The organism is Streptomyces sp. NPDC018263, from assembly GCF_055562575.1.
Window position 1 is genome coordinate 123,770 of record NZ_JBVHFA010000005.1, and the last position, 17,501, is coordinate 141,270.

Below are 17,501 nucleotides of genomic sequence, written 5' to 3' on the forward strand. Positions count from 1 at the left end.
GAAGAGCGCACGGGGGTGGCGGCCGGTCAGCCGCGCGGGCTTCCGGGTGGGGGGTGGCGAAAACCGGTTGGTCAGGTCTAGATCCCGGCGGGGCCGTGTGTTCGTGTGGCCGGTGTCGCGACGGCCCACGGCGGGGGCGGCAGGTGCCCTTGGCTCTGGCTCTGCGACTGCTCGTGGTCGGCGGCGATGAGGTCGATCGCGTCGAGACCCTGCTCCCCGTAGTCCTTGATCAGCTCGACCCCGGCACGGCCCCACCTGGTCTCGATGGTGCTGATCGTGCACATGGTGCCGAGCTTGATGCCCGTGGCGCGGTGGATGAGCGGAGTGCCGAGGTAGGACTTCACGCGGAGGCGGGTGATGGCGGTGTTGCCGGACCAGCGCGGCATGTCGAGGACGTTGTCCAGGGGTAGGGGTTTGGCCCGTTGCAGGGTGTGCACGCACCAGCCCTCGCTGAGCGGCATCCGGCGCAGGCTGGGAGCGGGAGGCGGGCTGGCCTGGCTGGCGCCGCCTTTCGGGGCGGGAAGGTAGAGCCCGGCGAAGTACTGGCCGTCCTGGATGATGTTGACCATGGCGCCGAGCTGGTGGTGGCCGACCAGTTCCGATGCCGCCGCCGCGAGCTTGCGGGAGAGTTCGTCGAGCACCGGGTGTGGCCGCTCTTCCCCGAGTCCGAGCTGCGGCAGCAACGCCTTGCGCCGCGCGAGGTCGGGGTCGGCGGGTGCGTCGTGGAGACCGCTGGCGGGGTTAAAGGTGGGCATCAGGCTTCCTGGGATTCACGAGTCGGGGCGGATGAGGTGGTCGTAAGGGCCCGTTCGCGGGCGTGCCGGACGAGGGTGATCAGGACCTGTATTGCGGAGGCTCGACGGCGCGCATCGCATGAGACGAGCGGGACGTTTTCGCTCAACTTGATGGCGTCGCGGATCTGCCGAGACGTGTACCGGTGGCCGTCGTCGAACTCGTTGACGGCGACGATGAACGGTCCGCCGCGCTGCTCGTAGTACTCCACGGCGGCGAAGCAGTCCCCCAGGCGCCGAGTGTCCGCCAGCACGATCGCGCCGATGGAGCCGCGGGCGAGGTCGTCCCACATGAACCAGAAGCGCTCCTGGCCGGGAGTGCCGAACATCTGCAACTGGACCTGGATCGGGGGCAGCGGAAGCGTGATCCTGCCGTAGTCGAGCGCGACCGTGGTGGCGCTCTTGTGCTCGACACCCCGCAGATGGTCGGTGCCGACGCTCGCCTCGGTGAGGGCTTCCTCCGTGCGCACAGGGGTGATCTCGCTGACGGCGCCGACGAAGGTACTCTTGCCGACCCCGAAGCCGCCGCTGATGACGACCTTGAGCGGCAGCACAGCGATGTCAGATGTTGTGTAGGGCGGCAAGGACTCTCTCCAGGATGTGCACGTCGGTCTCGGCGTTGAGGATGTCGACGGGCATGGCGTGGACCACGTAGCCGTCGTCGAGCAAATCGGACAGCAGGATCCGGACGACCTGCAGCGGCAGCCCGGCACGGCCGGCAACCTCGGTCACGGCCCGCGGACCGTCCGTGCCGCACGCGCCCAGGACCCGGGCGTGGGGCGGCTGCAGCAGCACCCTGGGCGGGTTCGCGCTGGCCTGGAGCAGGGCATGCCGGGCCAGGGAGTGAGTCGCGGTGACCCGCCCACGCACCAGGACGAAGGGGCGTACCGCACCCAGAGCTTCGTTGCCCCACGCGGTGCCGTTGGCGGTCATGTCACTGCCCCGGCCAGCCCGTGCCAGCGGCCGTGCCGCGCGTGGCGACGGTCAGGTCCTCGGGGAAGCGGGCGATCAGCAGGCCCGCCTCGAAGCCGACGATGCCGGGGTCGGCGTCGCTCTTGGCGAGCACGGTGAGCAGCGCTCCCGGGCCGGCGGCCATGATGTAGAGCTGGCCGCCTTCGACGTCCATCAGGATCTGGTTGACGCCGGTGCCGTCGAAGAGCCCGGCGGCGCCCTTGGCGAGGGAGTGCACCCCGCTGGTGATGGCACTCAGCCTGCCCGCGGTGGCGTCGTTGTCGTCCGCGAGGTTGTGGTGGGCGATCGTCAGGCCGTCGGTCGAGGTCAGGAGCGCGGAGACGGCGCCGGCGGTGTGGGCGACGAAGTCGTTGAGCAGCCAGTCGACCTGAGAGGGGGTGGTGGAATTCATCGTCGGTCTCCAGGAGGGGGTTGGGGGGAGATCAGTGGTCTTGCGCGGTGCGGCCGGACGCCTTCTGCCGACCGGCGTTGAACCGCGCGAACACCGTGGGATCGGCCGCCACGCGTTGGGGCGCCGGGGCCGGCGGCTGGTCCTGTAGGTCCCGGGTCAGGTAGGACCGAGTGAGGTCACGAGCAGGCAGAGCAGGCGCGTTACTTGTGCGGCCGTCCGAAGGACCAGCGAGGTCAGGGGCGCGGCCCGGCGTGAACGACGCGCGATCCAAGGAGCGCCGGGGCAGCCGCTGTGACGGCGTGGTGCCTCTCGCCGGTACGGGGGCCGGCCCCACCGCCGCGTGCGGCCGGGCGACGGCGGTCATCTGCAGGGTGGCCGAGCTGAGGTCGGGCGCCGGGTCGGTGGCGGAGGACGCGGCCGGTTGCTTCTGCACCGGCGGGGTCTCGGAGAGCAGGAGACGCTTCGGGACGAGGACCAAGGCGGTGTTGGCGCCGTAGATGTTGCGCTGGAGCCGGATGGCAACGCCGAGCGCGGCGGCATGCTTGGCCACGACGCGCAGCCCGAGGCGGCCGTCACGAACGAACTCGTCCCCGAGCTGAGGATCGGCCAAGAGAGCGTTGAGGCGCTGCATGAGGTCGGGCGCCATGGGCTTTCCGCGGTCGTCGATCTCGATGACTACCCCGTCCGGCACGTACTCCGCGCGCACATCCACCGGGGTGTCGGGGGACGAGAATTTGGTCGCGTTCTCGATCAGCTCGGCCAAGAGGTGGACCAGGCGTCCAGTCGCCTCGCCGACCACGAGTTCCTCGACGCTCGTCACCTGCTGCACCCGCCGGTAGGACTCCACCTCCGAGATGGCGTGCTGGATCACCGCGTCCAGCAGAACCGGCTGGGCGGAGCGTCGCGGTACCGCGCCGCCGATCAGCGCGAAGCTGTCGGCCAGGCGGCGGACGCGCGTCACTCCGTGATCCAGGCGGAAGACCATAGGAAGGACGTCGGGGTCCTCGATCGCTTCTTCGAGCCGGTCGAAACCGGCCAGCACCTGGCTGACCTGACTCTGCATCCGGCGGCTGATGGTCAGCAACGCCTTCTGCTCCTGAGCAGCCGAGCTGTCCGTCACACAGCGCAACACCTCCGCGACGAACCCGGCGAGATCCTGGGCGAACTCTTCACCGGGCGCGGGCACCGCCGGGGGCCGGCGACTCTGCGGCGCCTGTCCCTGCCGCACCTGGGCGACGGCGGCCTGGACGTCCCGCAACGCCTCGGGCAGAACGGCACGGCCCCGGGCCGCGCCCTGGCGAGCCCCTACCCGCCAGGCGAAGCAGGCGGACAAGATGCTGCTGGCCATGACCGCAGCCCATACCGGCCAATCCGACCCCGTCGGTCCTGGCATCGCCCCGGCGACGTACGCGGCCACGAGCAGCAAGAAGGTCACGGCCACCGGCAACACAGCGATCAGCCGTACTCGCCAGCGCGGCCCGGACCGGGCAGCCCGCAGGCTCTTCGGCGCCGCGCGGTGCCGCTTCGCCTGGCGGGTGGATGACACACGGTCGGACATAGAAATCCTCAACTGGGGTTCGGACGACGTGGGGGTTGGGGGGGATCAGACGGCGGGCTCTTGCTGCGGGGGTGCCGTGCTGGTCGTCGTCACCTCAACCGCGCGCTGGATCACGATGTTGGGGAAGTCATCTGGCATTGAGCACCGCAGGAGCAGCGCGCTCTGGACCAGGCCGGTGTGGCTGAACGCCTGCGGGAAGTTACCCAGGTGGCGGTGCGCGACAGGGTCGTACTCCTCCGCCATGAGGCCAAGGTCGCTGCGCAGGGTGAGGAGCTGCTCGAACAGCGTCTGAGCCTCGTTTACGCGACCTATCAAGGCGAGAGCGTTCACCAGCCAGAACGAGCAGAGCAAAAAGGTTCCTTCGCCACCGGTGAGGCCGTCCACCCCGGCATCCGAGCCGGTGGTCGGGTACCGGTGGACCAGGCCGTCCGCCGTGGTCAGCTCGCGCTGCACCGCCTCGATCGTGCCGATGACGCGCGAGTCGTAGGCCGGGAGGAAGCCGCTGTCGGCGATCAGTAGCAGCGCGGCGTCCAGTTCGTCGGATCCGTAGTACTGCGTAAACGTCTGACGGACCGGGTCGAAGCCCTTCTCGCAGACCTCGCGGTGGATCTCCTCGCGCACCTGCAGCAGCTCGTCCAGGTCCACGTCGAGGAGCTCGGCCACCTGGATCGTGCGGTCCACCGCGACCCAGGCCATGACCTTGGAGTGCACAAAGTGCTGGCGCGGCCCGCGGATCTCCCAGATCCCCTCGTCCGGCTCTCGCCACTGTGCAAGCAACTGCGTGATCAACTCCTGATGCAGACCGGCCGTCTCCGCGCAGTACGGAATGCCGGCGCGGTGCATGCGGACCAGGGTGTCGATGACCTCGCCGTACACGTCGAGCTGGAGCTGGCGCGCGGCGCCATTGCCGAGCCGGACCGGCGCCGAACCCGCGTACCCCGGCAGCCAGTCCAGCTCTCGCTCGGGCAACTCCCGCTCCCCGGTGATGCCGTACATGATCTGCAGGTTCTGCATGTCCCGGCCCACGGTTCGCAGCAGCCACCCACGCCACGCGACCGCCTCTTCCCGGTAGCCCGCGCCGAGGAGCACGGCGACGCCTAGGGCGGAGTCGCGGAGCCAGGCGTAGCGGTAGTCCCAGTTCCGGCTCCCCCCGATCTCCTCGGGCAGCGACGTGGTGGGCGCCGCGACGATCGCCCCGCTCGGCGCGAAGATCAGCGCCCTCAGCGTGATGAGGGAACGGACGACGGCCTCACGGTACGGACCGCTGTACGTGCATCGCTGCGCCCACGCCTGCCAGTCGGCGAGGGTGACGTCGAGCGCGGTGCCCGGCTCGGTCACCTCCGGCTCGGTGGCCGCGTCGGCCGGCCAGTAGCTGAGTACGAACGCCACGGTCTCTCCCGCGCACACCGTGAAGGTGCTGACGAGGGTGCCGTCCTTCTCCGCCTGGGGCACGGAGGTGTCGAGCCAGTAGGAGTCGCCGTCGGCCCGGACGACCATCCGCCCGCTCCGCGAGTCGATCCACGGCACGCTCCGACCGTAATCCGGTCGCGGGCACATCCACGACAGCATCGGCACCGCGCCGGTCAGACCCTCCACGATCCTGACCACCCGGGGGGTGGGCGCGGTCGGCGGCATGAAGTCGCTCACCCGCACCGTCCCGGCCGGGGTCCTCCACTCCGTCTCCAGGACGAGCGAGTCCCCCCACCACTCCCGCTCGGCGCTCGCGGGGCGCCCGCCGTCGGCCACGGCCGGGGCGAGGGACCAGGCGCCGTGTGCCGGGGTGCCGAGCAGCGACGCGAAGACGGCTCCGGAGTCGAACCGTGGCAGGCACAGCCACGGGATCGTGCCGTCGGCGCCGACGAGGGCGCAGGATCGCCCGTCGCCTATCAGGGCGTGCTGCTCAATAGGGAGGCTGTTCATGTACTGGCTCTCTGAGAGGTCGGGGTGACGGATGGATCGGCGGGTCATCGCGCGCGCTCCATGGCGGCTACGGCTTCTACGAGCGAGGTGGCCAGGGGCGGGAGCCCGACGGCGGCGCGGCGCGAGTCGACGGACTGCTCGTCGCGGATCGGGTAAGGGCGCAGTCGAGCCGGGTCCACCTGCGTGCCGTAGGTCTGCCGCCGGCCTCGGAGCACCGCGAACATGTCGTCCACGAAGGCCAGGTGAATCGCGGGCGTACGCTCTTCCGCGACGGCCTCGGCGATCAGCGGCTGGCACAGGCCAAGCAGATGTGGGCTCCGCGCGGCGAGGAGGAGCATCACCGCCGCCGTCGACGCCTCCTCACCCACCTGCTCCAGGGTCGGCCAGCCGGACGCCTGCACGACCTCGCGGAGCCACCGTCCGTGATCGGCCCGGGACTCGACCACCGCCCGCGAAGGAGCGGGTCCGTCCGGCAGAGCGGCTGCTTCACGAGTGAGGCGCTGGTCCTCGGCGGCCAGTGCGAGGAGGCGCGCGGGTAGACCGGGCAGGCCCGCTTGTTCCCCTGCGGCCGCTCGTAGATCCGGGGACAGCAGGTTGGCATCGGTCGTGCCGCGGAGTGCCGGCAGGTTCATGGAGGCTCCTCGGTCGAGCGGTAGGGCGAGCGCCCGGAGCTGCGGGGCGATCACGTCGGTGTCCTGGACGCGGCGCTGATCACCGTGATCAGCGCCACCCCGAACACGAGCAACCGCCACGTGTTCTTGCTGGATGCCCACCGCGAGATCCGCCTGGTCAGGCGTGCGGGGGCTTTCGCGGACTCCGGGAGCGGCGTGGCGCCGGCGAGGACGGTGCTCGCGGGTGTGTCCGTCGCTCCTACCCGTGGCGCAGCGGGCGGCGCTTTCATGCCGTCTCCTTGCGGATCTCGTCCAAGCGGAAAACGGCAACGGCGTCCTTCCCGCTCGCCGTCGGGGCGAATACGAGGCTGTGCACCAGACCTCGGACGAGCGTCAGGCCCCTCCCGCTGACAGCGTCGTCTTCAGCCGGCCGTTCGAGTGGCACTGTGGGGTCGCAGTCGTGGACCAGAGCGATCAGTCGACCGCCTGCCTGAAGCGTCGGCAGGAGTATCTGGATGACGCAGTGAGCGCGAGGCGCGACTCCCGACGGCACCGCGGCGTGGCGCAACGAGTTGGTCAGCAGCTCCGTGACGACCAATCCCACGTCCACGGCCATCTGGCTGTAACCCCACATGCGGATGGTCTCGATGACGACGTTCTTGGCGTGGTGGATGGTCTTCTCCGTCAGCACCACTTCCTGCGCCAGACGCGCTGGTGCGGCCGAGACAACGCTGAGCGTTCGCGAGGGAGATGTGCTGAGAAGGTCCACCATGTCCAAGTCCAGTTCGTTGTCCGGAACCCCTCCTCGGAGCTCCGGTTGCGGTGTGTACTGGGGCTGCACCGGTCAGCAACTATTGAGTCAGCAGCAGGTGAGACTCGTGTAGTTGGTGATGCGGATGTCTCGCGAAATCCGCATCAGGAGGTCAGGAGCGGCAATGCCACAGCCCGAAAAGGTCCTGGACCCGACTCGCTCGCCTGAGGCTTGGTTCGGGCACGAGCTGCGCCTGAGACGCAAGGCTGCTGGGTTTCCCACAGCCGGGCCGTTCGCCGCTGAGGTGCAGGTCAGCGTTGATGTCCTCCTGAAGATCGAGAAGGGCAACTACAGGTGCCCGGAGGATCTGCCGCCTCGTCTCGACGCTGCCCTCCAGACGGGAGGTCTGTTCACCCGGGCCTGGGCGATGGTTTTCGGCGATGCGGATAAACGTGGCCGTGATGCGGATAAGCGCGATCCGCTGCCGGGGGAGGGAACCGTTCCGCAGCCAGCGGGAAGCATCCTGGAGGGAGGCGCCGCAAGCTCATGGACCAGGAGCCCTGACGATATGCACCGTCGACAAGTCCTCGCGGCCGGGAGCCTTGTGGCTCTCGCCCCGCTAGATCTCTCCGCTCTGCTCAAGCCACCTACCGTGTCGCCGGCCCCCGCCAAGGTCGGGTCCGCCGAAATCCGTCAGCTTCAAGACATTGCTGCTGGTCTTCACGCCTGGGATAACGCCCACGGCGGCGGAGGGCTGATCAGTCAGCTCGCAACAGATTCCATGCGGTGGGCCGTCGGCCTTTTGGCGGCCGATTGCCCTCCTTCACTTCGCTCGGACTTCCTCGGGGCTGTGGCCCAGCTCGGCATCATCTCCGGCGCCAGTCAGTTCGACGTCTACCGACACGACGATGCCCGCCTGGCCTTCAAGGTCGCCGTGGAGTGCGCTGAAGAAGGGCACCATTGGCACCTTCGCGCCAAGGGGTACTCCTTCCTGGCTCGTCAGGCCATCTGGCTCGGCGACCCGGACGAAGGTCTTACCGCTGCGGAAAAGGGGCTGGTTCGTCAGGACCGGCTGACGGCCTCTGAGCGTGCCATGTTGCACACGGCCAGGGCGCGGGCCTTTGGGAAGCTGCGCAACGTCCGGGAGACACTCGCCGCAGTTGGTGCGGCTGATGACGCTTTCGCTCAGCGAAGCCCCGAGAACGAACCGCCGTGGATGGCCTATTACGACGAGGCCCAGCACAGCGGTGACACTGCCCACGCGCTCTGGGATCTAGCTGTCGGGATTGTGGAGTACGACCCGTCCCAGGCAGGGCAGCGCTTCCAGGCTGCTGTACGGGGGCACGGGCCGACCTTCGTGCGGTCGAAAGCTATGTCGTGCACCAAGTTGGCGTCACTGGTGATGCGGCGCGGAGATCCCGACGAGGCAGCAGCCATCGGCCGCAAGGCACTGGAACTCGGTAGCGGACTGACTTCCTACCGGGCTGCCGATGACCTTCGCGAGCTCGCCCGATTCGCCGGTCGGCATACCAAGAATCAGCCGGCCGCCGACCTCAGGGAGGCCATCGACGCTACTTTGCGGGCATGACGAACATGACACCTGCGCTCGATGCCCTGCGAGACGCGTGCGTCGAGGTCGGACTTGATGCCGAGGCTGCTGAGCCGATACGTATCGCCGAGAACGAGATCTGGCGGCTGCCGGACGGCGTCATCGCCCGCGTCGCTCCTCCAGACCGTATCGGATCGGCGACACGCGAGATCAAAGTGGCGCGCTGGCTCGGCGGCCTTGGCGTCGCGGTTGTGAAGCCCATAGCCGTTGAGCAGCCGCTGGAGAGTGGCGGACGGGTAATTACCTTCTGGGAGGAAGTTCCGCCGCACAACCACGGATCGACCGTAGACGTCGCGACGGCGCTCAAGGAGCTGCACGCCCTACCGCTTCCCGACTTTGAGATCGGGTACTTGGATCCCTTCGTTCGTATCGCTGAACGCATACGCGCCGCCCAGACACTGGCGGACGGCGACCGCCGGTGGCTCACGAGCTTGTGCGAGGACCTGGTGGACCGCTGGACGGCCGAACTTCCCACGGGCCTCGCTAAAGCGCCGGTTCACGGAGATGCATGGCCGGGCAACGTCGTGAAGCTGGACCACGGAGGACGGCTGCTGATGGACCTGGAGAGGTTCTCGGTCGGCCCGCCTGAATGGGACCTGGTCTCAACCGCCGTGCGAACCCTGACGACTGGCGCCGTCACTGCAGCCGAGTATGAGACGTTCTGCGAGATCTACGGATACGACGTCACGACGTGGGCTGGCTACGAGACCCTGGCGAGGATCCGGGAGCTGCGCATGGCTACCTATGCCGCCCAGCACGCGGCCGCCGATCGTCAGTGGCAAGCCGAGGCACAGCTTCGTGTTGACTGCCTCCGCGGTCGCCGCGGACCGCGACCGTGGCAGTGGAAGGGGATCTTGTAAGGGCTCTGGTGACAGGGCAGATGGTCGTACCGTCTGCCGCTACGGCGCCTCCGCCGGGCCCGACTCCAGACTCACTCCGCGTCCGGCACCTCTGGCAGCTTGTGCTTCAGTTCTCCGACGAGCTTGTTGACGGTGGCCATCATTTCGGCGGACAGGCCCCCGCTGTTCCCACGGGCAGCCAGGCCGAGAACCTGCCCCCGGTGAATCGAGCCGAGAAAGCGGATCGCCTCCAGAAACTCGCGGGCCGCAGGATTGAGCTCGGCGTCGTCTTGGAAGAGGGCGGTGTCGACCTGAAGGGCTTCGGCTAGGCCGGCGAGCACCATGTCGGAAGCCTCCGTTGTGGTGCCCGTGCGAAGAGCGGTGATGTCGTCGACCGTGACGATCGTCTCCCCCGCGTGATCGTTGACGCCCCGAGCGATTGCCTCGTCAGAGGGTGCCTCCTGGCTCACGTACCCGTACTGCAGGAGATAGTTGATCTTCTCGCTGATCGTGCTGGGTGCGGATGCCTGCTCGTCACGCGAGGGGCGGAGCCCGAAGGAGCAGTCCTGGGCAGCGAGCAATTCCGCTTCAGTCACCCCGTACGCCTCTGCGAGTGGTCGCACGTACGCATCACTGAGCCGGCGCCGACCGGATTCGGCGTTACTCACAGGCGCGCGGCTCGTGCCGATGATCGCAGCGGCCTGCGCCACGCTGAGGCCAGCGTCGCACCGCAGGAGCTGCAGGTCTGGAGTCCCGTCGTTGGGGAAGAGAACGTCGAGTGGCTGACCGAGCGCCGTTGCGATCGCGGGGAGCTTCTCCCCCTTAGGGAAGTCTTGTCCGTTCTCCCAGCGCGCGACAGTGGGAGCGCTGACGCCCACCGCGCTGGCCAGCGCCTTCTGACCAAGGTCCTTGCCCCGCCGGACAGCGCGAACGCGGCTGCCGTCGAACTGACGTGGGGGCACATGAACTCCTGCGTGGCGGTCGAGCCGGTCTAGGGCGGCGTCTGGGGTAACTGTAATCCAGGCTTGATACATCTACGCAAGTAACGTACGTTTCCGTATCGCACCTGTTGATCGGTTCCCGGCTCTCTATGGTGCCAGCCCTTGGAGGACCTATGCATGTTGCGTTGTCGCGAGCGTTTCCGCAACGCGTTGTCGGCCGCTTCAGTAGTCCATTGTTGCCGACCGATGTCGGGGCCTAACTCGCGTCGCGAGGTCTGCCCGGCCGTCTCGATCCTTGGGATGGACTTGCCGCAGGTGTCTACGTATGTTCGTCGTCCCCCGCCGGGCACCCGGCGGGGGACGAACAAACAGATGGAGGGGAAGTGCGAGTGAACGGTCCGTGACACGGCTCGACAACTGAAAACCGGCGCTCGGGAGCTACCAACTCCCAAGCGCCGGGTGGGCACCCGAAGGGGCCGAATCACATCTCGCGGGCGACGGGGCTTTTTGCACGAGAACCGCCGCACCGCGCTCCTACGAACAACGGAGTATCGCATGCTCGCCATGCCGAGCGGAATCCCGGCCTGCCCGGACACCGGCCGCCAGTTCCGCCTCGCCGCCCAGCTCGCCGACATGATCCCCGGCGCAGCAACCGTCCGGGTCAGCCTCACCGACCCGATGCGGACGTGGCCCCACCCGCACGCCATCGTGAAGGACGGGGCGGGGGAGACCATGGAGCTTGGGCGGACGACTGCCAGGGTCGCAGGTCGGTGGATCCTGCGGGTCTGGCCGGAGGCGGACTGGACACGGCCGCACACCTTCCGCCTCGCCGACGCCACTCTCATCCGCAGTGACCTGCTCACCGCCGATCGGGCCCGCTGAGATGGCGCGCATCCGAACCATCAAGCCGGAAGCGTTCATCTCCGAGTCACTCGCCGAAGTGACCGTGGAGGCCGAGCGGACCTTCTTCGGACTGCTTACCCAGGCCGACGACCACGGCCGTCACCGCGACAACGCGGCGATCATCGCCGGGCTTCTCTGGCCCCTGCGCGCCGAGCGCACCTCGGTCCACGTCGAGGATGACCTCCACCAGCTCGCGAATGCTGGCCTGATCTGCCGGTACACCGGCTGCGATGGGCGCCGCTACCTCCACGTCGTGACCTGGTTCGAGCACCAGAAGATCGACAAGCCGAGTCAGTCCCGCCTGCCTTCCTGCTCGCAGCACCACAATGCCGACCGGTGCGCCCCCTGTAAGGGAATCTGCGCCAAGCGGACCGAGGAGTCGCCGACTGCTCCCCGAGGGCTCGTCGAGGCTTCACCAAGCGCTCCGCGAGTCCTCGATCTGCCCGCGCAGCCCGGAGCGACGCCTCGCCGCCACACGGACCCCGCTCCCGCCGCCCAGCCGGACGCCTTCGACGCCATGGTCGGCTCCTCTGACACGGACGCGAAAAGTGCAGGTCAATGCGCCTTCCCCGAAGTCTCTCCGAGCCCTACCCGAAGCCTCGACGAGGGCTCGGCGCCTGGATCTAGGATCTTGGATCCTGGATCTTCTTTCCCTACGGGGCGCACGGCGCCCGCAGCCGGCGCCTCTGCTGACCAGCTCCTGGGCGAGTACATCGCCGCCTGCGCGGAGCGGCCGCCCAGCGATGTGCTCGGGCACCTCGGGCGCGTGACGAAGAAGCTCCTGGGCGAGGGCATCGCTCCGGAGCACATCCGGGCCGGGCTGCAGAGCTTCGCGGCCAACCCCAAGCACCCGAGCGTGCTGACCAGCATGGTCAACGAGGCCATGAACGCACGCTCCGGCAGTTTGGCGCGGCCGGGAAGCCGGCCTAGCGTGCCCGCTCACCGGGCGTGGACCAATCCGGCCGACGCTGCTGCCGCCTACGCCGAGGAGCTGTGATGCGCACCCGTGACCGCGAACCGCAGCTCCTCGGCAGCGCGGGCCTCCTGGACCGGATGGACCGGATCCTGGCCGCTCGCAACATCGCCCCGGCCACCGTCGCCGCGCTGCCTGACGAGCCCGAGCCTTTCTCCCTGCTGGAGGCCCTGTCGGCCGGGATGCCCCCTCGCTACCGGGCCGCCGTCGCCGACCACCCCACGGTCCTGGACTGGGTCCGGGACGTCACCGAGGCGGCCGTCGCTCCGGGCCGAGGAGCCCGGCGGCAGGTCGCCACCGGCCCCAGCCTGCTGATGGCCGGGGTGGTCGGCGCGGGCAAGACCCACCAGGCGTACGGCGCGATCCGGTGCCTGGTGCAGAACGGGATCGGGGTGCGCTGGAAGGCGACCACCGCCGCAGACCTGTACGCCGAACTTCGGCCGGGCTCCGACACGGACAGCGAACGCGTGCTGGCCGCCTACAGCCGGGTGCCGCTGCTGATCCTGGACGACCTGGGCGCGGCCAAGTGGTCCGAGTTCGTCGAGGAGCAGACCTACCGGCTGATCAACCGCCGCTACAACCTCGAAGCCCCGACCCTGATCACCACGAACCTCGGGATCAGGGACCTCAAGGGGTACCTCGGCGACCGGGTCGCCAGCAGGCTCTCCCAGATGACCAGGCGCGTCGAGTTCGAGCCCGTCGACCGCAGACGCCTTCGCGCCGCCGCCTGACCCGCCGCAGGCCGCCACGCCGGGCCGCGCCCCTCGCGCGCTGCCTCGAGTACCTTCCCGACCCAGCGCACCTCTCCGCCGACGCCCCTGCGCGCGGAGAGCGATCGGAGCAATACCGCATGACCACGATCAACCCTGCCCGACACCGGTCGCTCGGCGACCACACCTGGCAGGCCGATGCCGTCTGCCACAGCACCGAGTACAACCCGGTGGACCCCGAGATCTTCTTCCCGGACCCCGACGAGACCAGCAAGATCGCCGCCGCGAAGGCCCTGTGCGGCCAGTGCCCGGTTCGCCGCGCGTGCCTGGACGCCGCGCTGGAAGGCGGCACCACCGACGGCATCCGGGGCGGACTCACCGAGGAGGAGCGCGGGCCCCTGCACGAGAAGATCGCCGACCGCCTCGACTACAGCCGCGTCAACGACACGATCGCCGGGCGCGACGTCCACCTCACCAAGGCTGAGCGCCGCGCGGTCGTCCGCGCGGCCTTCCGCCACGGTGTAACCGAGCAACGCCTGGCCTGGCTCCTGAAGATCACCGAGGAGCACGCCCAAAAGCTCTACCGTGAACTCCGCCGAGCCCTGCGCAATCGCGATCTGGACCAGCCCGCCGCAACCACCACCCCGCACGCCCAGCCCGGCGAGCACCTGGTCCGCGCCAACTTCGGGACGGCGGCATGACCACCCCGAGCGCGCCGGAGACGGCGCACATCTCCGGCTGGGACCGCATGGTCGTCATGGCCCTGGGCGGCGCGGGATGCGCGCTGTCGTACGACGCCCTCCAGCAGATGGCCGTCGCCATCCACATCCGCGGTTTCCTGACCTACCTCTTCCCCCTGGTGATCGACGGGTTCATCGCCTACGGCGTACGAGCGCTCTTGGTCCTGCGCGACGCGCCGCTGCGCGCCCGGCTCTACGTCTGGACGCTCTTCGGCACGGCCACTGCCGCCAGCATCTGGGCCAACGCCCTTCACGCGGTACGGCTCAACGAGGACACGGTCGCCGGCACCGGCCTTCGGCTGGGGGACACGGTGGTTGCGGTGCTGTCCACCATCGCCCCGCTCGCCCTGGCCGGGGCGGTCCACCTCTACATCCTCATCGCCCGGGGTCCGGTCAACCAGGAGGATGTCGCTGGTCGGGCCGGTCACCCCGGTCAGACCGACCGGGGCCACGCCGTCGAGGTCACCCGGACCGACTGGGTCGGTCAGCAGCAGGCGCCCGGTCCGGTCAAGGCCGGTCGGTCGGTCACCGCCCTGACCGACCGGTCGCCGGTGTCCCTGGAGAAGAAGGTCCCTGCCCCGCGGTCACTGACCGGGGACGCGAGCCCGGCGGACAGCGGTCACCCGGTCACGGCTGACCGTGATCGGCCGCACCAGGCCGCTGACCTGCCCGGACAGCCGGGCACGGCGTGGTCGGTCAGTGACCGCCACGAAGACGTCACCGGTGACCCGGACAGCCCGGCGCCGGTCACTCCGCCGCCGGTCACTGACCAGGCCCCCCGGACACTCGGTGACCGGCGGCCTGACCCGGACACCGAGAAGCTGCTGAAGATCGCCCGGTCCGCGGTCAGGGCCGAGGACAAGCTGACCCGCAAGGTGGTCGCCCAGGCGATCCGAGGTCAGCAGATCCCGCTGTCCAGCGACACCCTGACCTCCCTGATGGCCCAGCTCCGCGAGCAGCACCGGCGGCCGGTCACCTCCGCCCAGACCTGACCGAGCACCACGGAGCGGGTGACCGAGCCGGTCACCCCAGCGCGGTCACCCGCTCTGGCCACTCACCCTCCCACCCCTCCCGAGCAGAAGCGGAGCACTCCCGATGCGCACCCACCCGGCCACGCCCGCCGAAGTCGACTCCTGGCTGACCGTCTTGCACCAGCACGGTCACCTCCACCGCGCACAGTCCGGCCCCGACACCACCTGGATCGTGCAGCGAGAGCAGCACGATCGCCCCTGGACCCTGCACCACCCGGTCCTGGCCATGGACTGGATCGAGGATCTCGTGCGCGAAATCCAGCAGCAGAACCCGGAAACGAGCCGTTGACCACCGACGACCCGGCGGTCACCATCGCCGGACAGCAGCGTGACCCCACGACGGCTCCTGGCGGAGCAAGCTATCGCGTACGACGGTCCTACGGCCCGTCGTACGCACTTGCCCCCGCCCAGCAGGGCGGGGGAGGCCCGGCTGGTCCCCGAGCGAGGGCGCACGAGGACCAGCCGGGCAACCGGCACCAGGGGGCGCCGGTCACCGGGGGAGAAGCCGACCGCGACGACCACCACGAGCAGTCGAGCCCGAACACGCTCGCGTTCCCCGATCGCACCCCGCGCCGCCGAACCCGCAACCCGAAACAGCGCACCCACAAAATGACCACCCGCCTCTCCGACACCGAGAAGACCGAGATCACAGCCGCCGCCCAGCAGCGCGCCGTCACCGTCGCCCGCTTCCTCGCCGCCGCCGGCCTCGCCGCCGCCCGCGGTTCGACCGCCCTGCACACCAACGAACGACTCGACACGGCGATCGACGAGCTGGCCGCCCTGCGCACCGCCCTGGCCCGGATCGGCAACAACATCAACCAGATCGCCTACGTCCACAACGCCGGTGGGCAACCCCGTCCCGGCGAACTCGATCACGCGCTCAGCGCGTTGACTCGGCTCCTTGGCCGCGTCGATGACGCAGCCAACGATCTGGTGATCGGGCGGCTGTGATGGTTCCCGACATCGGACGCGGCTCGCGCACCCACGGTCTCCTCGTTTACCTGTACGGGCCCGGCCGGCGCGAGGAGCACACCGACGCGCACCTCGTCGGCTCCTGGGACGGCTTCGCCCCCGACCCCGGCCGCGACTCCGACCCGAAGGTCACCCTCGCCCGCCTCACCGCCGCCCTCGACCTCCGGGTCAAGCAGGCCGGCGACCGCGCGCCCGCCAAGCACGTGTGGCACTGCTCGGTCCGGACCGCTCCGGGAGACCGGCGGTTCTCCGACAAGGAGTGGAACTCCATCGCCCAGCGCATCGTCCACGCCACCGGCATCGCCCCGGACGGTGACCCCGACGGCTGCCGGTGGGTCGCGGTCCGCCACGCGGAAGACCACATCCACATCGTCGCCACCCTGGTCCGAGGCGACCTGCGCAACCCACGCCTGAACTACGACTTCAACAAGGCCCAGGCCGAATGCCGGCGCATCGAGAAGGAGATGGGGCTGCGCCTGCTCAACGCCGGAGACGGCACCGCAGCGAAGAACCCCTCCAGCGCCGAGAAGTTCAAGGCCGAGCGCACCGGCCGTTCCGCGACCGCGCGCGAGACGCTCCGCGAGGCCGTTCGCCGGGCCGTCGCGGGTGCGGCCACCGAAGAGGAGTTCTTCGACCGGCTGGCCGAGGCGGGCCTGCGTATGAAGACGCGCACTGCACCGTCCGGCGATGCCATCGGCTACAACGTCGCCCTTCCCGGTGACCGCAACCGCCACGACGAGCCGGTCTGGTACTCCGGCTCCGAGCTGGCCCCCGACCTCTCCCTCCCGAAGATCCGCCTCCGGCTGGCCGACGGTACCGCCGAGCGGACAAAGCCCTCGCCCGCCTCCGGCGGCGGGCGAACAGACTGGTCCCCGCCCGCCCGGGAACGACGGGACGCCACCGGCGTTGCAGAGCACGCCACTGTCCTCCTGGACCGTGACGATGACGGTCAAGGCGTTGCCCAACTTGTTGGTCTCGGAGAACTCCTGGACGCGGTCGCTCAGACCTCCCCGGCCGCCACCCGCGCCGAGCTGACCGCAGCAGCCCGCGCCTTCGAGCGCGCCACCCGCAGCCACGTCCGAGCGGAGCGCGCCGACACCCGGGCGCTCCGCTCGGCCGCCCGGGGCATCGTCCAGGCCGGCGGCGCACTCGGCCGGGGCGAGGACGGCGGCACCACCGCCATGCTCGTCTCCACCCTGGTCCTGCTCACCCTGGCCGCCGCACGCTGGCACTCTGCCCGCGGACACGCCCAGCAGGCCCACGCCTCCCGCCAGGCCGCCGAGCACCTCCGCGCCGCCTACCGCCAAGCCTCCGCCACACCGATGCGCGTGCTGTCCGAGCAAGGCCGCGCCCTTCCCGAGGCCGACCGCCAGACGCACGAGACCACTATCCGCGCCGCCCTAGTGGACCAGGAGCTGCGAGTGGACAGCACGTCCAGCAAGACCGACGCCCTGATCGCCACTCTCGCTCAGATCGAGCGAGCGGGCCACGACCCCGAGGCCCTCCTGCAACAGGCCATCGCCATGCGCGAACTCGACACGGCCACAGACGTGAACGACGTCCTGGTCTGGCGTCTGCGCCGGATCGCCCGGCTCCCCGCCCACCCGGACGACGCTCCCCGCCGCCCGCAGACGGGCCGCGCCCGCCCGACCAAGACCCCGCTCAACCCCATCAGCGAACGCAACGAACCCAGCGCGGCGGTCCGGCCCGCCGCCTCCGAACCGCGCAGCCGCCCAACACGCCGCTGAGCAGGATCCAGATCCCCGGCCGTTCACCGGCCAGCCTCCAC

At 69.7% G+C, this 17,501-nt stretch carries 19 protein-coding genes; 10 read left to right on the forward strand and 9 right to left on the reverse strand.

Annotation, left to right across the window (positions count from 1 at the left end):
- Positions 1 to 77 precede the first annotated feature (77 nt).
- The 8 genes from ACZ3HQ_RS16085 to ACZ3HQ_RS16120 form a co-directional block, all read right to left on the reverse strand.
- Positions 78 to 755, reverse strand: a complete 678-nt coding sequence (locus tag ACZ3HQ_RS16085; protein ID WP_467511307.1) for a GAF domain-containing protein — start codon at positions 753 to 755, stop codon at positions 78 to 80.
- Complete coding sequence (locus ACZ3HQ_RS16090) at positions 755 to 1,375, reverse strand: GTP-binding protein (protein WP_467511309.1); 621 nt, start codon at positions 1,373 to 1,375, stop codon at positions 755 to 757. The genes ACZ3HQ_RS16085 and ACZ3HQ_RS16090 overlap by 1 nt, the downstream gene beginning before the upstream one ends.
- Complete coding sequence (locus ACZ3HQ_RS16095) at positions 1,353 to 1,724, reverse strand: DUF742 domain-containing protein (RefSeq protein WP_467511311.1); 372 nt, start codon at positions 1,722 to 1,724, stop codon at positions 1,353 to 1,355. Before ACZ3HQ_RS16095 ends, ACZ3HQ_RS16090 begins: the two co-directional genes overlap by 23 nt.
- Before the next feature lies 1 nt (position 1,725).
- The gene (locus tag ACZ3HQ_RS16100) at positions 1,726 to 2,154 is read right to left on the reverse strand and encodes a roadblock/LC7 domain-containing protein (RefSeq protein ID WP_467511313.1); all 429 of its coding nucleotides are present in this window, start codon (positions 2,152 to 2,154) and stop codon (positions 1,726 to 1,728) included.
- A 31-nt stretch (positions 2,155 to 2,185) separates the two neighbouring features.
- Positions 2,186 to 3,502: a sensor histidine kinase gene (locus tag ACZ3HQ_RS16105; protein WP_467511315.1), complete on the reverse strand. Its 1,317-nt coding sequence runs from the start codon at positions 3,500 to 3,502 to the stop codon at positions 2,186 to 2,188.
- A 255-nt stretch (positions 3,503 to 3,757) separates the two neighbouring features.
- The gene (locus ACZ3HQ_RS16110) at positions 3,758 to 5,632 is read right to left on the reverse strand and encodes a glycoside hydrolase family 15 protein (protein WP_467511317.1); all 1,875 of its coding nucleotides are present in this window, start codon (positions 5,630 to 5,632) and stop codon (positions 3,758 to 3,760) included.
- 44 nt (positions 5,633 to 5,676) lie between these two features.
- Positions 5,677 to 6,264 (reverse strand): DUF6624 domain-containing protein, encoded by a 588-nt coding sequence (locus ACZ3HQ_RS16115; protein WP_467511319.1) that lies wholly within the window; start codon positions 6,262 to 6,264, stop codon positions 5,677 to 5,679.
- Positions 6,265 to 6,529: 265 nt separating this feature from the next.
- On the reverse strand, positions 6,530 to 7,084 hold the full coding sequence (locus tag ACZ3HQ_RS16120; protein ID WP_467511321.1) for an ATP-binding protein: 555 nt from the start codon (positions 7,082 to 7,084) through the stop codon (positions 6,530 to 6,532).
- A gap of 94 nt (positions 7,085 to 7,178) precedes the next feature.
- Here ACZ3HQ_RS16120 and ACZ3HQ_RS16125 point away from each other — a divergent pair, with 94 nt between their 5' ends.
- Positions 7,179 to 8,582: an XRE family transcriptional regulator gene (locus tag ACZ3HQ_RS16125; RefSeq protein ID WP_467511323.1), complete on the forward strand. Its 1,404-nt coding sequence runs from the start codon at positions 7,179 to 7,181 to the stop codon at positions 8,580 to 8,582.
- Complete coding sequence (locus ACZ3HQ_RS16130; protein WP_467511325.1) at positions 8,579 to 9,463, forward strand: phosphotransferase; 885 nt, start codon at positions 8,579 to 8,581, stop codon at positions 9,461 to 9,463. The genes ACZ3HQ_RS16125 and ACZ3HQ_RS16130 overlap by 4 nt, the downstream gene beginning before the upstream one ends.
- Positions 9,464 to 9,534: 71 nt before the next feature.
- Here ACZ3HQ_RS16130 and ACZ3HQ_RS16135 read toward each other — a convergent pair whose 3' ends face one another.
- On the reverse strand, positions 9,535 to 10,404 hold the full coding sequence (locus ACZ3HQ_RS16135; protein WP_467511327.1) for a helix-turn-helix domain-containing protein: 870 nt from the start codon (positions 10,402 to 10,404) through the stop codon (positions 9,535 to 9,537).
- Positions 10,405 to 10,938: 534 nt separating this feature from the next.
- Here ACZ3HQ_RS16135 and ACZ3HQ_RS16140 point away from each other — a divergent pair.
- The 8 genes from ACZ3HQ_RS16140 (at position 10,939) to ACZ3HQ_RS16175 (ending at position 17,460) form a co-directional block, all read left to right on the forward strand.
- Positions 10,939 to 11,265, forward strand: a complete 327-nt coding sequence (locus tag ACZ3HQ_RS16140; RefSeq protein ID WP_467511329.1) for a transcriptional regulator — start codon at positions 10,939 to 10,941, stop codon at positions 11,263 to 11,265.
- A gap of 1 nt (position 11,266) precedes the next feature.
- Positions 11,267 to 12,283 carry a hypothetical protein gene (locus ACZ3HQ_RS16145; protein ID WP_467511331.1) on the forward strand — a complete coding sequence of 339 codons (1,017 nt, stop codon included), beginning with the start codon at positions 11,267 to 11,269 and terminating at the stop codon, positions 12,281 to 12,283.
- Positions 12,283 to 12,990, forward strand: coding sequence for an ATP-binding protein (locus tag ACZ3HQ_RS16150; protein ID WP_467511333.1), 708 nt, complete (start codon positions 12,283 to 12,285; stop codon positions 12,988 to 12,990). The genes ACZ3HQ_RS16145 and ACZ3HQ_RS16150 overlap by 1 nt, the downstream gene beginning before the upstream one ends.
- A 119-nt stretch (positions 12,991 to 13,109) precedes the next feature.
- Positions 13,110 to 13,670, forward strand: a complete 561-nt coding sequence (locus ACZ3HQ_RS16155; RefSeq protein WP_467511335.1) for a WhiB family transcriptional regulator — start codon at positions 13,110 to 13,112, stop codon at positions 13,668 to 13,670.
- Positions 13,667 to 14,701 (forward strand): DUF2637 domain-containing protein, encoded by a 1,035-nt coding sequence (locus ACZ3HQ_RS16160; protein WP_467511337.1) that lies wholly within the window; start codon positions 13,667 to 13,669, stop codon positions 14,699 to 14,701. The genes ACZ3HQ_RS16155 and ACZ3HQ_RS16160 overlap by 4 nt, the downstream gene beginning before the upstream one ends.
- Positions 14,702 to 14,804: 103 nt before the next feature.
- The gene (locus ACZ3HQ_RS16165; RefSeq protein ID WP_467511339.1) at positions 14,805 to 15,029 is read left to right on the forward strand and encodes a hypothetical protein; all 225 of its coding nucleotides are present in this window, start codon (positions 14,805 to 14,807) and stop codon (positions 15,027 to 15,029) included.
- The gene (locus ACZ3HQ_RS16170; RefSeq protein ID WP_467511341.1) at positions 15,026 to 15,691 is read left to right on the forward strand and encodes a MobC family plasmid mobilization relaxosome protein; all 666 of its coding nucleotides are present in this window, start codon (positions 15,026 to 15,028) and stop codon (positions 15,689 to 15,691) included. Before ACZ3HQ_RS16165 ends, ACZ3HQ_RS16170 begins: the two co-directional genes overlap by 4 nt.
- A complete protein-coding gene (locus ACZ3HQ_RS16175; protein ID WP_467511343.1) occupies positions 15,691 to 17,460 on the forward strand; it encodes a relaxase/mobilization nuclease domain-containing protein in 1,770 nt (589 codons plus the stop codon). The genes ACZ3HQ_RS16170 and ACZ3HQ_RS16175 overlap by 1 nt, the downstream gene beginning before the upstream one ends.
- Positions 17,461 to 17,501: the final 41 nt, after the last annotated feature.